The organism is Vibrio sp. TRT 29B02 (genome assembly GCF_050113655.1).
In the GTDB taxonomy this organism is placed as follows: Bacteria; Pseudomonadota; Gammaproteobacteria; order Enterobacterales; family Vibrionaceae; genus Vibrio.
Genome location: NZ_JBNJOJ010000013.1, coordinates 1 through 14,713 on the forward strand (window position 1 = coordinate 1; position 14,713 = coordinate 14,713).

Below are 14,713 nucleotides of genomic sequence, written 5' to 3' on the forward strand. Positions count from 1 at the left end.
AGAAGCGAGAAGCGAGAAGCGAGAAGCGAGAAGCGAGAAGCGAGAAGCGAGAAGCGAGAAGCGAGAAGCGAGAAAATTTGCAAGGTTGACGTTAAGGCGTCAACCTTTTTTCTGTATTTTAGACGTAAGTTCCCAACAAAAAGCTCTGGTTCAGATACCTACCCAGCAGCTATAACGCGCACCTCTCGAAGGACGAAGTCCGTTCTCGGAGCGCAGCGTTCTAAATTCTCGCAGGGCGACGCCCACTCTAAACCCCTACACCCGATTCAACACCGCTCTCAATTTTAGAGGCTTGACTGGCTTAGGAATAAAACTAAAGCCGTTCGATTTAATGCCATACAACATATCTTCGGTACGATCGGCGCTGATGATGACCCCAACAAAACTATCACCTAAACGTAAACGACACTGCTGTAGAACCTCTAGACCCGTGCGCCCATTATCAAGACGGTAATCTGACAATATCACGTCTGGTACCCAGTGCTCGTCTATCGACTGCAAGCAGCCCACCAAATCGATAGCCGTGCGAACATCACAGCCCCAACGTCCGAGCAAGTTATCCATTCCAACCAAGATATCTTGTTCATTATCGACACAAAGAACTTTCAAATGACTAAGGTCGGAGACTGTGGTTGCAACACTCTCTTTAACCGGAGGCTGGACTTTTTCACTGCGTGCAAGCGTAATAGAGAAAACACTTCCCTTGCCCGGCCATGAGCGCATGGTGATTTGATGACCCAGCACATGAGCGATGCCTTTTGATATGGCTAAACCAAGACCAAGCCCTTGATCTGAACGGACCTGACTACCACGGTTGAACTCCTCGAAGATCTCTTGTTGTTTGTCTTCGTCGATCCCCATGCCGTTGTCCCAAACATCGATTCTCGCTTGCCCCCCAACACGCTTGACGCCAAGCACAACCTTTCCTTTAGGGCTGTAGCGAAATGCGTTGGTCAAAAAGTTTTGCACCACTCGGCGCAGTAGCTTAGGGTCTGACTGAACCAGCATCCGGCTTGGTATCATTGAAAACTCAATGCCCTGTTGCTTGGCTAAGGCACTAAATTCGGCATTGAGATTGGACAATACGTCATTGATGGCAAAACCATGAACGTGAGTATCAAGTTTGCCCGACTCAAGACGAGAAATATCCAGCAGGTCACCAATCAGATCTTCGGCCGCCCCCAATGCGCTCTCTATATGACCAGACAACTGCTTGGTTTCTGGCTCGCTCGCGACCTCTGATAACGAGGACGCAAACAGACGAGCTGCATTGAGCGGCTGCATCAAATCATGACTTACTGCTGCCAAGAAGCGAGATTTAGATTGAGATTCATGTTCCGATCGCTGAGTTGCCACAACCAGCTTTTTGTTCAATTGTTCTAGCTCTTGAGTTCGCTCTCTCACTCGCACTTCTAAGCGTTCATTGGCGTCTTTTAGTGCCTGTTCTGCGTCTCGGAACACCGTAATATCAGTAAAACTCATAACAAAGCCGCCACCCGGCATTGGATTGCCCTGAACTTCAATAACTCGACCATCAGGGCGAACCCGCGACGAGGTATGCCGCGTACCTTGCTCTAAATGGAACACACGCCGACGAACATGTTCTTCAGGGTCACCTGGGCCACATAGACCTTGTTGAGCGTTGTGGCGAATCACATCGGCGATCGGTCGACCAACCTGAATCAGTCCGGCTGGAAAAGTAAATAATTCAAGATAACGCTGATTCCACGCCACCAGCCGCAACTGCTTATCGACCACCGCAATTCCCTGACCTATGTGTTCAATCGCACCTTGCAATAGACCTCGGCTGAAGTCATACAACTCAGACGCTTCATCGACGATGGTAGCCACTTCTTCTAACTGCATGTTGCGTCCTTGCAGAGCTGAAGTGAGTACTAACTTTGCTGAAGAAGCGCCAAACACACCAGCGAGAACACGCTCAGTATGGCGGATTAAGGTGGATGGAGCCTGCTGATTTGGCAGCATGGTTTCTCGTTGCTGATGCCAATATTGTCGGAAGGCGTTACGCACTCTCTGGCGACCCACAAAGCGAGAAGCAAGCATTTCTAACTCGCCGACGGTCACTCGACTTTGATAAAGGCTCATGTTCTCGCTTTCTGGTAATGGAGTACCAACGAAAGAAGCGGATTGTAGTCGTTCACTCAAACTCGCGCGGGTAAACAGCGAAACGACAACGTAGCAAAGAGCATTAAGAGAGATACTCAGCAATATGCCCCAATCAGAGTTAGTCACATCCCAATGCTGCAGCAAATCAGGTGGTGTAATCAGCCATAACAACAGATTACTCTCCGCGCTGCCCGCCAACATATCAGTCTGACTCATCAAAGTGATCAACCAGAGGGTAAAGCCAACCGCTAAGCCAACATAAACCCCCTTTCGATTGCCCTGTCGCCAGTACATCCCACCTAGCAGGGCTGGGGCGAATTGAGTGATCGCCGCAAAAGAAAGAAAACCGATCGCTGACAAGGAGTGGATACTGCCCAACGCCTGATAAAAAGCCCATGCACCAAGCAGCAGCAACAGGATTAGCCCACGACGAATAACCAACAGTAAACCGGAGAAATGCCTGTGATTACGCTGAGACAAGCGCATTCTGCGCAGCAACAGCGGCATGACTAAATCATTCGAGACCATGATTGCCAGTGCGATTGTCGAGACAATCACCATACCACTCGCCGCGGATGTTCCCCCCAAGAATGCCAGCAAGGCGACATCTTGCGCCCCAACAGCCATCGGTAGACTGATGACATAGGTATCAGGACTCGCATCAGTCAACAGTGATTGCCCGACCCAAGCGATTGGTAGTACAAAGATGCCCATCAAAATCAGGTAGATCGGAAATAACCAGCGCGCTGTGTGCAAGTCTTGCGCTCGTTCATTTTCTACGACCATGGTATGGAACTGACGCGGCAGACAGACAATTGCCAACATGGTGAGCAGAGTATGGATCAGTAAAGTTGGAACATTGGGCGACTGATAAGTTTGTCGAGCGATGTCGACTAATTCCACATCGCTTCGGTTTAGTGCCAGAAATAGGATAAACAGACCAACCGCAAGGAAGGCCACCAGCTTGATAATCGATTCGAACGCAATCGCCATCATCATGCCACGGTGGTGCTCGGTATTATCGATATGTCGTGTACCAAACAGCATGGTAAAGATAGCCAATGCAACGACAACAAACCAAGACACATCGAACCCTGACCCTTCGAATTGTGCTGGCAAATCTGGGGCGATGATCTCCAATCCCATGGTAATACCACGCAACTGGAGCGCTATGTAAGGTAGGATGCCTGCTACCGCGATTAAAGTAACCACCACAGCCAAACCTTGGGATTTGCCGTAGCGTGCCGCAATAAAGTCAGCTATCGACGTAATATGTTCCCGTTTAGCCGTAATGATAAGGCGAGCAAGAATACGCCAGCCTAGAGTAAACACCAGTATTGGAGCTAGATAAATGGGAAGAAATGACCATGGGTTGCTACTGGCCTGCCCAACGGTGCCATAAAAGGTCCAAGAGGTACAGTACACGGCAATGGATAAGCTGTAGACCCAAGGTCGCCACTTCGCTAACCAAGAGTGTTGTTTATCACCGTACCAGGCAATGAGAAACAGCAAACCGAGATACAACAGTGATACGGTGATCACGAGCCAACCTTGCATCAGATATCCTTATCTTATTCATCCATGGTAATTGTTCTGGTCAGAAACAAAAAAACCTCTTCATATTGAAGAGGTTTCATTAAACTCATTAAAGCACACGAACTCAATCAAATAGGCTTAATTCTGTGCTTTGGGCTCCGCTTTCATTATCTGATCGGCACTGTGTCCTTGCGGCTCAACCTTAATAAATAGCGCCACCACTCCCATCACGGCCATTGCCCAGAAAATATTCGCACCCCAGTGTTCATATCCCCAGCCACTTAGGGTCGTCATTAGTGCGATAAAAGCACCGAGCGGAATCGCATTATATAAGGCTTGCAGTGCCACCATTTTGCGCTGCTCTGAATGCTGAATATATTGAATGGCAGCAATATGTGCCATCGCGAAAGTCACGCCGTGTAATAGCTGGATTGCAACTAACGCTAACAATGCCGTCGTCGACGCGGTTAGCCCCCAACGAACGATTACCCCTAGTGCTGCTACGACAAATAAAGCGCGCAAACTCCAGCCAGAGAACAGACGTTTACTTAGAGCAAATACTGCCACCTCAGCCGCCACCCCTAAGCTCCACAAGTAACCGATTATGTCTTCTGAGTAACCCGCACCTTTCCAGTAAATTGAACTAAAACTGTAATACGCCGCATGACTTCCCTGAATCATTGCCACCAGTAGTAAAAATTTAATCACAGGCAGTTCACGCAGCAACTCTGTCAGTTTAGGACGTTCAGCGTCATCTTCTGAGGTCGTCACGGGCATTGGATTAATGCTACGCGCCGAAAAGATTAGCGCGACGATGACACCTGACAACGCGGTATAGATAATCATATCTGAACCGTACTGAGCAACAAGATAGCCAACCACAGTTGACCCCGCGATAAAGGCAAGGGAACCCCATAGACGGGTACGTCCGTAGTCGAGCATCTTAAGCCGTGCATAGTAGTTTGCCATGGCATCAGAAAGTGGAACAATAGGGCCACAACAAAGGTTGAATAGTACCGTGACCAACGCCATCAACCAGAAGCTTCCCCCTGTGAAGAAATGAAATGCGACAAAAATAATCGAGGCCACCGTCAACCAGCGGAGTGCCGGAATTAAATGTTCGACTTTATGAATTCGAGGCGTCAGTACCATGTTAGCGACGCAACGAGTCGCAAAACCAATGCCGACAAGTAGACCAATGTCAGTTGCGGATACCCCCTGCTCTTCAAACCATAATGCCCAAAACGGCAGATAGACGCCGTAGGCAAAAAAGAAGCCAACAAAATACTGGGAGATCCAGCCATAAGGAGAAGGGGTTAACATCAAAACCTCGAAATACATCAAATAAGGGGCAAGGTATTATCGTTTGCTCAAGGCGGAATAAAAAGGGAAGAATTATCACAACTTAGTTTCCCTATTGTCACAATAAGAAAGTGTTCATGCCACGGGTTCGACCAAAGTCGTCTAGCACAATTGTCAAAATCCTGCACACTAAACGGATGTAGAGATCGCATGAGTCAGTCGCTATGCCAGATAAGTTCAATATGCAATCCCCACCCTTTGACCGTTTAGACCCTGAGCAGCAAAAAAAACTGCGTAGCTCACTCGATGTAGCTTACTTTCGCGCCAAAGAGACATTACTCCAGCCTGGTGTCGCCAGTCAGCATTTACATATACTCATCAAGGGCGCCGTTGAGGAACGTTCAGAAGACGACAAAGAGATCTTTGCCCACTACGCCAATGATGACTTGTTTGATGTTCGCGCGCTGTTCGAAGAGACCGTCAAGCACAGATATGTAGCACTCGAAGACACACTTTCTTATCTGCTCCCAAAAACGGTTTTTCTAGAACTTTACAACGCCAATGGTCAATTTGCCGCTTACTTCGATAACAACCTAGCTCGTAGACAAGAGTTGATTGAAGCCGCCCAACAGCAGCAAAATCTCGCTGAATTTATTCTGACCAAAGTGGATAGTGATATTTATCATCCACCGATGCTACTGTCACCAGAGCAACCACTCAATGAAGTGACACTCACTTTAAAACAAAACGGGATTGATTCTGCACTCGTCAGACTCAATGACGATGACGAACGCGTAGTGAATGACCCACATTCTCTGCCTTATGGCATCATCACTCGAACCAACATGCTTCACGCAGTCATGCTTGATGGTCATCCACTCGACACCCCAGTTGGTCAAATTGCAACTTTTCCGGTCATTCATGTCGAGAATGGGGATTTTCTGTTTAACGCCATGATTAAAATGACGCGCAATCGAATGAAGCGCGTCATGGTCTCCGATGGTAAAGAAGCGGTTGGCATGCTCGACATGACACAGATTTTGAGTGCTTTCTCCACTCACTCTCATGTACTGACCTTAAGTATTGCTCGCAGCTCAAGCATTGAAGAACTCGCTCTGGCTTCTAATCGTCAGCGTCACCTAGTAGAAAGTCTGCTTAATAACGGTATTCGCACCCGCTTTATCATGGAGTTGATCTCTGCGGTTAATGAACAAATCATCGAAAAAGCTTTTGAACTGATTGTTCCTCCCGCCCTTCACGACCAGTGTTGTCTGGTTGTTTTAGGCTCAGAAGGGCGAGGAGAACAAATCCTCAAAACAGACCAAGATAACGCCTTAATTATTAAAGACGATGTGCACTGGCATCAGTGTGAAGCCGTCATGGAACAGCTAACACACACATTGCAGCAATTGGGTTACCCTCTCTGCCCAGGAAAAGTGATGGTCAACAATCCAAAATGGGTTAAAACACAAACCGCATGGAAGAACACCATAGGCGTGTGGTCAAAACCCAACTCCGCAGAGCAAGTCATGGATCTTGCCATCTTCACCGACGCTCACGCGGTTGCAGGCAACAAATCGTTGCTAGAACCCGTCATGGCACATTTGAAGAAAATCATGTTCAATAACATGTTGGCGTTGCAAGACTTCTCTCGTCCCGCTCTACAGTTTTCTCTTCCGTTAACTCTGTTTGGCAACGTAAAGAAAGACAAACAAGGGGTGGATGTCAAAAGTGGCGGTATCTTCCCAATAGTGCATGGTATTCGCACCTTGTCACTGGAGTACGGTATTGAAGAGAAAAACACCTTTGAGCGCATCGAAGCCCTACGCAAAAAGCGGATTCTAGAACCTGACACCGCTGACAACCTTAGCGAAGCTCTCAAGCTACTGTTTAAACTGCGCTTGAATCAGCAATTAAGTAATCAACATAACCACAACCGTATCGATCTCAGTCAGATAGACCGAACCGAGCGTGACTTGCTGCGACATAGCTTACATGTAGTGAAAAAGTTTAAGCAGTTCTTAGGCTATCATTATCAAATCAGGGATTAAGGCTTTGCGATGAACTGGATAGTCCGCCGTTACTGGTATTACAAGCTTAAAGGCTCGCCATATCAGCCTCTATTTGCCTCTGTTAAAAAAGGCGAATATGTTTCGCTCGATTGTGAAACAACCAGTTTGGATCCTAATCGTGCAGAACTAGTAACGATTGCCGCGACCAAAATCATCGATAACCGTATTATAACCAGTAAGCCATTTGAGGTTCGTTTACGCGCACCTCAATCACTAGATTCTGGCTCAGTAAAAATCCACAAGATACGCCACCAAGACCTTGTCGATGGCATTGATGAAAAGCAAGCCTTGATTCAGCTATTGGAATTCATCGGTAATCGACCTCTGGTCGGCTACCACATTCGTTATGATAAAAAAATTCTCGATTTAGCCTGCTTGAAACAACTCGGATTCCCACTGCCAAATCCGTTGATTGAAGTGAGCCAAATCTATCACGATAAGTTAGAAAAACACTTACCTAACGCCTACTTTGATCTCAGTCTTGATGCTATATGCCGTCATTTGGATTTACCAATGCAAGATAAGCATGATGCTCTTCAAGACGCGATTTCTGCCGCACTGGTCTTCGTTCGCCTGACAAAAGGTGATCTACCTAGTCTTAACCTGCCCTATAGAAGCTAATAAAAAGGTCTGTGTAAGTCGCATTTTCAAACATAGAACGCTAATTTTTAAGCAGATTTCTTCCTATCATCCTAAAGTCTAATTGTCGAATCTACTCCTGTGATTGAAAGTTATAGGCATAAGGATTTTACAACGAAGAGGTCAGGTGACCTTTTCGTTTTAAACGGACACTTGCTCAATTCACACCGAATTAAGCAACAAGGAGACAAGCAATGAGTGAAGCCCATATTTATCCGGTAAAAGAGAACATCAAGAAAAACACACACGCGGATAACGATACTTACCAAGCCATGTACCAGCAATCTGTCACAGACCCTGTTGGCTTCTGGAGTGAGCACGGCAAAATTGTCGACTGGATCAAGCCATTCACTCAGGTTAAAAATACCTCTTTCGACACAGGCCACGTAGACATTCGTTGGTTCGAAGATGGCACGCTTAACGTATCCGCTAACTGTATTGACCGTCACCTAGCTGAGCGTGGCGATGATATTGCCATCATCTGGGAAGGCGACGATCCAAACGATGACAAAACACTCACGTTCAAAGAACTACACAAAGAAGTCTGTGAGTTCGCAAATGCACTTAAAGAACAGGGCGTACGCAAAGGTGATGTTGTCTGTCTTTACATGCCAATGGTCACTGAAGCGGCCGTTGCCATGCTTGCTTGTACTCGCATCGGTGCCGTACACACTGTGGTATTTGGTGGTTTCTCTCCTGAAGCACTTTCAGGCCGTATTATCGACTCTGATGCTAAAGTCGTCATCACCGCTGACGAAGGCGTACGTGGTGGTCGCGCAGTACCACTGAAGAAAAATGTCGATGAAGCACTCACCAACCCAGAGGTGAAAACCATCGAAAAAGTCATCGTTATGAAGCGTACGGGCGGTGACATTGACTGGCACGAGCATCGCGATGTTTGGTGGCATGAAGCAACAGCAAGCGTCTCGTCTGACTGCCCACCTGAAGAGATGAAAGCAGAAGATCCACTCTTTATTCTCTACACGTCCGGCTCAACAGGTAAGCCAAAAGGTGTCCTACACACAACGGGTGGTTACCTAGTGTATGCCGCAATGACGTTCAAATACGTCTTTGATTACCAACCAGGCGAAACTTTCTGGTGTACAGCGGATGTGGGCTGGATCACTGGTCATACTTACCTCATCTACGGCCCGCTAGCAAACGGGGCAAAAACCATTCTGTTCGAAGGTGTACCAAACTATCCTAACACCAACCGAATGAGCCAAGTAGTTGATAAACATCAAGTCAACATTCTGTACACTGCACCAACAGCCATTCGTGCATTAATGGCGAAAGGCAACGAAGCGGTAGAAGGTACGTCTCGTAGCAGCCTTCGTATCATGGGCTCTGTGGGAGAACCTATTAACCCTGAAGCGTGGGAGTGGTACTACAAAACCATCGGTAATGAGAACTCACCAATCGTTGATACTTGGTGGCAAACAGAAACTGGCGGTATCTTGATCGCTCCACTACCAGGGGCAACAGACCTAAAACCTGGCTCAGCGACCCGTCCGTTCTTTGGTGTGCAGCCTGCCCTAGTCGATAACATGGGTAACATCATCGAAGGCGCGACTGACGGTAACCTAGTCATTCTTGATTCATGGCCAGGTCAAATGCGTACCGTTTACGGCGACCACGAACGCTTTGAACAAACTTACTTCTCTACCTTTAAAGGTATGTACTTCACTAGTGACGGTGCTCGTCGTGATGAAGACGGTTACTACTGGATCACAGGTCGTGTTGATGACGTACTAAACGTGTCAGGTCACCGTATGGGTACTGCTGAGATTGAATCAGCGCTTGTTGCTCACCACAAGATTGCGGAAGCCGCAATTGTTGGTATCCCACACGATATCAAAGGTCAGGCAATTTACGCTTACATCACCCTAAATGACGGTGAATTCCCAAGTGCAGAACTGCATGCTGAAGTGAAAAACTGGGTACGTAAAGAGATTGGCCCAATCGCAACTCCAGATGTACTGCACTGGACAGACTCTCTGCCGAAGACTCGTTCAGGTAAGATCATGCGCCGAATTCTGCGTAAGATTGCAACCGGTGATACCAGCAACCTAGGTGATACATCAACATTGGCCGATCCTAGTGTGGTTGAGAAGCTCATTGCAGAAAAAGCAGAACTCGCGTAATTCCCCCTCCCCCTATACAACAAAACCGTCACATCGTGGCGGTTTTGTTGTTTCTAAGCCTGTCAAAACGAGCGTTTCACTGACTCAACCGAATTAAAAATGTTACCTCGGTTACAAAAAACGACGTCCAAGGTGGGAGATTAGACCAGTAAATTGCTGCGATTTGCGCTGAATTGGCTATAATCTGGGTCTATTTCAAAGATCCAGTGTTGTTTTTAACAAAATAAGCATGCTGAATCAGCGATAATATGGGAATATTCCAGTTCATATCATGAAGTAGGAAGATGGCAGCATAATGACAGCAAAATCACGCATTCTTGTCTTAAATGGTCCAAATCTAAACCTGTTAGGTCTACGCGAGCCCGCTCATTACGGCTCTCAAAGCCTACCACAGATTGTCGATACGTTAACCAAACAAGCTCACGAAGCCGGCGTTGAACTTCAACACCTCCAGTCAAACCGTGAATATGAGCTAATTGAAGCCATTCATGCTGCATACAATAACGTCGACTTTATTATCATCAACCCAGCCGCCTTCACTCACACTAGTGTGGCGCTGCGTGATGCACTGCTCGGCGTGGCTATCCCATTTATCGAAGTGCATTTATCAAATGTACATGCACGTGAGCCATTCCGTCACCACTCTTATCTTTCTGATAAGGCAGAAGGTGTCATTTGCGGCTTAGGCGCACAAGGTTACGAATTCGCTCTGTCTGCTGCTATTAATAAATTGCAGGCAAAGTAACTCAGTTACTATCAAAGTAAATAAACACTCTGCAGCTCAATATGAGCTGTCTTATTCACAAGATAAAAGAGAAAGAAAAGATGGATATCCGTAAAATCAAGAAGCTTATCGAGTTAGTAGAAGAGTCTGGCATTGCTGAGCTAGAAATCTCTGAAGGTGAAGAGTCGGTACGCATCAGCCGTAACGGCACTGCAATGCCTGCGCCGATTCACTATGCAGCAGCGCCAGCTCCTGTAGCGGCAGCCGCACCTGCAGCGGCGGCTCCTGCGCCAGCAGCAACTGAAGCCGCAGCACCTGCGGTACCAGCGGGTCACCAAGTTCTTTCTCCAATGGTAGGTACGTTCTACCGTTCTCCAAGTCCAGATGCGAAGTCATTTGTAGAAGTTGGTCAAACTGTAAAAGCTGGCGACACTCTTTGTATCGTTGAAGCGATGAAGATGATGAACCAAATCGAAGCTGACAAGTCTGGTGTTGTTACCGCTATCCTAGTTGAAGACGGCCAACCAGTTGAATTCGACCAACCACTTGTTGTTATCGAATAATAGAGGCTCTCTCTTATGCTAGATAAATTAGTCATCGCGAACCGAGGAGAAATTGCTCTTCGAATCCTTCGTGCATGTAAAGAACTAGGTATTAAAACGGTTGCTGTACACTCAACAGCCGACCGTGACCTAAAGCACGTACTGCTTGCTGATGAATCGATTTGTATCGGTCCTGCTCGCGGTATCGACAGCTACCTAAACATCCCTCGCATCATCTCTGCGGCTGAAGTCACTGGCGCGGTGGCTATCCACCCAGGTTACGGCTTCTTGTCAGAAAATGCGGATTTTGCTGAACAAGTTGAGCGTAGCGGCTTTATCTTCGTTGGCCCTAAGGCTGATACCATTCGTATCATGGGTGATAAAGTTTCTGCAATCACTGCAATGAAGAAAGCTGGTGTACCTTGTGTACCAGGTTCTGACGGCCCACTAGACGACGATCAAGCCAAAAACAAAGCGCACGCTAAGCGAATTGGTTACCCAGTGATCATCAAAGCTTCTGGTGGCGGCGGTGGTCGTGGTATGCGTGTTGTACGCTCAGAAGGTGAGTTGGTTGAAGCTATCGCTATGACTCGCGCAGAAGCAAAAGCAGCCTTTAACAATGACATGGTTTACATGGAGAAATTCCTAGAGAACCCTCGTCACGTTGAAGTTCAGGTTATTGCTGATGGTCAAGGCGGTGCGATCCACCTAGGTGAACGTGACTGTTCGATGCAGCGTCGTCACCAGAAGGTTGTGGAAGAAGCTCCAGCACCAGGTATCACTGAAGAGATGCGTAAATACATCGGTGAACGTTGTACACGTGCATGTCTAGAAATCGGTTACCGCGGCGCGGGTACGTTTGAGTTCCTGTACGAAAACGGCGAATTCTACTTCATCGAAATGAACACTCGTATTCAGGTAGAGCACCCAGTAACTGAAATGGTCACTGGCGTTGACCTAATCAAAGAGCAGCTTCGTGTTGCTGCGGGCCAACCTCTGTCGTTCACTCAGGATGATATCAAGATCCGTGGCCACGCCATTGAGTGTCGTATCAACGCAGAAGACCCAGTGCGCTTCCTACCTTCACCAGGTAAGATCGAACGCTTCCATGCTCCTGGCGGTATGGGTGTTCGTTGGGAATCACACATCTACACTGGCTACACGGTACCACCTCATTACGATTCAATGATCGGTAAACTGATCACATTCGGTGAGAACCGCGACGTAGCCATCGCTCGCATGAAGAACGCGTTAGGCGAGATGATCGTTGAAGGCATCAAAACTAACATCACGCTTCAAGAAAGCATTATGAATGATGAAAACTTCCAACATGGTGGTGCCAACATTCATTACCTAGAGAAGAAGCTGGGGCTACAGTAAGCTACGAGCTACGAGCTACGAGCTACGAGAATACATTGTCTCTCGCAACTAGCAACTAGCAACTAGCAACTAGCAACTAGCAACTATTTTAAAAATGCTCACTTCGGTGAGCATTTTTTGTTTACGTCTATAATCTCAGCAGATATCTGCTAAACTCTGCGCAAATTTTACTTTTAAGAGCACATACCCATGCCTTGGATTCAAATTAAACTCAACGCGACCAATGAAAACGCCGAACAAATCGGTGACATGCTAATGGAAGAGACTGGAGCCCTGTCTGTCACGTTTTTAGACGCTCACGATACGCCTGTATTTGAGCCTCTTCCGGGTGAAACGCGCCTTTGGGGTGATACTGATATCCTCGCACTGTATGACGCAGAAGCAGACAGCAACTTTATTATTGAACAAATAAAGCTAAGCAATTTACTTGCTGAAGGCTTTGCCTACAAAGTAGAACAGCTCGAAGATAAAGACTGGGAACGCGAATGGATGGATAACTTCCACCCGATGAAGTTTGGCGAGCGCTTATGGATCTGTCCAAGCTGGCGTGATATTCCAGAGCCAGACGCAGTCAATGTACTGCTCGATCCTGGCCTAGCATTTGGTACGGGGACTCACCCAACGACGGCTCTTTGTCTCGAGTGGCTTGAAGGGCTAGATTTAAGCGGTAAAACAGTCATCGATTTTGGTTGTGGCTCTGGCATTCTTGCGATCGCTGCGATCAAGCTTGGTGCAGAAAAAGTTATCGGGATCGACATTGATCCTCAAGCTCTACAAGCATCAAAAGATAACGCGGAGCGAAATGGTGTTGCTGAACAACTTGAAGTCTTCCTGCCTCAAGATCAGCCTGACGGTATGATCGCGGATGTCGTTGTTGCGAACATTTTGGCCGCTCCTCTACGTGAACTGTCACCAATTATTAAGTCATTAGTGAAACCAAATGGTCATCTTGCGATGTCTGGTGTGCTGGATACGCAAGCTGAAGATGTTGCGAATTATTACCGTGATGAGCTTCACATTGATCCTATCAAAGAGCAAAGTGAATGGTGTCGCATCTCTGGTCGAAAGCAAGGCTAGACAAGACTTTGCAAGCTAATTGACTGATTTTTGGGCATTTTACTAAAACAAATTGTAAATGCTCAAATATTAGTCTTTTCACAGCGCAAAAAAATGCGTAAAATGCGCGCCCTTGCTATGGGTCTGTTGACCATTAAACTGTGAAGACGTTTTGAAAATCGGAAACTACCAACTTAAGAACAATCTCATCGTTGCCCCAATGGCTGGCGTGACAGATAGACCATTCCGTGAGTTGTGTCTCCGCTATGGTGCGGGAATGGCCGTCAGTGAAATGATGTCGTCAAATCCTAAACTTTGGAAAACGTCTAAGTCCAAGCAACGCATGGTACACGAAGGCGAATCGGGCATTCGCTCTGTACAAATTGCCGGAGCCGACCCACAGCTTATGGCCGACGCTGCTCAGTTTAGTGTTGAGAACGGTGCACAGATCATCGATATCAACATGGGCTGCCCAGCAAAAAAAGTGAATAAAAAGCTCGCTGGCTCTGCATTACTCCAGTACCCAGATATCATCGAAGATATTCTGAAAGCTGTTGTTAATTCAGTCGATGTCCCTGTGACATTGAAAACCCGCACGGGCTGGGATACAGACAACAAAAACTGTGTCCAAATCGCTAAATTAGCCGAAGACTGCGGCATACAAGCTTTAGCCCTTCACGGGCGCACCAAAGCATGCATGTACAAAGGTGAGGCCGAATATGACAGCATTAAAGCGGTAAAACAGGCGATCTCTATTCCGGTTATTGCTAACGGTGATATCGATAGCCCAGAGAAAGCTAAGTATGTACTGGAGTACACCGGTGCAGACGCTTTAATGATTGGACGCCCAGCCCAAGGTCGTCCGTGGATTTTTCAGGAAATCCAACACTTTTTGGAAAACGGCACCACGATGCCTGATCTCCCGATTTCGGAAGTGAAAGACATCCTGCTTGGTCATGTCAATGCTCTACATAGTTTCTATGGTGAGTATTTAGGTCCACGTATCGCGCGTAAGCACGTTGGCTGGTATCTAAAAGAGCATGAACAGGCAAGTGAGTTTCGCCGTACCTTCAATGCTATCGATGTAGCAGAGCTACAGCTTGAAGCATTAGAAGAGTATTTTGATAAAGCCTAAATAATTGAAGCTAAGGCTTCAGTTATAACGGGTTAACGTTGCATCATAATTAAGAG

At 47.1% G+C, this 14,713-nt stretch carries 10 protein-coding genes; 8 read left to right on the forward strand and 2 right to left on the reverse strand.

Going from position 1 to position 14,713, the window contains the following annotated elements; translation table 11 throughout:
• Positions 1-255: 255 nt before the first annotated feature.
• Positions 256-3,684: a PAS domain-containing hybrid sensor histidine kinase/response regulator gene (locus ACQEXT_RS09745; protein ID WP_426951822.1), complete on the reverse strand. Its 3,429-nt coding sequence runs from the start codon at positions 3,682-3,684 to the stop codon at positions 256-258.
• A 117-nt stretch (positions 3,685-3,801) separates the two neighbouring features.
• On the reverse strand, positions 3,802-4,986 hold the full coding sequence (locus ACQEXT_RS09750) for a 3-phenylpropionate MFS transporter (protein WP_426951824.1): 1,185 nt from the start codon (positions 4,984-4,986) through the stop codon (positions 3,802-3,804).
• Positions 4,987-5,189: 203 nt separating this feature from the next.
• Here ACQEXT_RS09750 and ACQEXT_RS09755 point away from each other — a divergent pair, with 203 nt between their 5' ends.
• From ACQEXT_RS09755 to dusB, 8 genes are all read left to right on the forward strand, one after another.
• Positions 5,190-7,016 carry a DUF294 nucleotidyltransferase-like domain-containing protein gene (locus tag ACQEXT_RS09755; RefSeq protein ID WP_426951826.1) on the forward strand — a complete coding sequence of 609 codons (1,827 nt, stop codon included), beginning with the start codon at positions 5,190-5,192 and terminating at the stop codon, positions 7,014-7,016.
• A 9-nt stretch (positions 7,017-7,025) separates the two neighbouring features.
• Entirely contained in the window at positions 7,026-7,658 is a 633-nt protein-coding gene (locus ACQEXT_RS09760; protein WP_426951828.1) for a 3'-5' exonuclease, read from the forward strand.
• A 212-nt stretch (positions 7,659-7,870) separates the two neighbouring features.
• Positions 7,871-9,820, forward strand: a complete 1,950-nt coding sequence (gene acs, locus ACQEXT_RS09765) for an acetate--CoA ligase (protein ID WP_331417605.1) — start codon at positions 7,871-7,873, stop codon at positions 9,818-9,820.
• Positions 9,821-10,115: 295 nt separating this feature from the next.
• A complete protein-coding gene (aroQ, locus tag ACQEXT_RS09770; RefSeq protein ID WP_269377069.1) occupies positions 10,116-10,565 on the forward strand; it encodes a type II 3-dehydroquinate dehydratase in 450 nt (149 codons plus the stop codon).
• A gap of 80 nt (positions 10,566-10,645) precedes the next feature.
• Complete coding sequence (gene accB / locus ACQEXT_RS09775; RefSeq protein WP_331417623.1) at positions 10,646-11,107, forward strand: acetyl-CoA carboxylase biotin carboxyl carrier protein; 462 nt, start codon at positions 10,646-10,648, stop codon at positions 11,105-11,107.
• Between the two features lie 15 nt (positions 11,108-11,122).
• Positions 11,123-12,466, forward strand: a complete 1,344-nt coding sequence (accC, locus tag ACQEXT_RS09780; RefSeq protein WP_331417604.1) for an acetyl-CoA carboxylase biotin carboxylase subunit — start codon at positions 11,123-11,125, stop codon at positions 12,464-12,466.
• Positions 12,467-12,655: 189 nt separating this feature from the next.
• Complete coding sequence (gene prmA / locus ACQEXT_RS09785; protein ID WP_426951830.1) at positions 12,656-13,543, forward strand: 50S ribosomal protein L11 methyltransferase; 888 nt, start codon at positions 12,656-12,658, stop codon at positions 13,541-13,543.
• Positions 13,544-13,694: 151 nt separating this feature from the next.
• Positions 13,695-14,657 carry a tRNA dihydrouridine synthase DusB gene (gene dusB, locus ACQEXT_RS09790; protein ID WP_269377065.1) on the forward strand — a complete coding sequence of 321 codons (963 nt, stop codon included), beginning with the start codon at positions 13,695-13,697 and terminating at the stop codon, positions 14,655-14,657.
• The last annotated feature ends 56 nt before the right edge of the window (positions 14,658-14,713 follow it).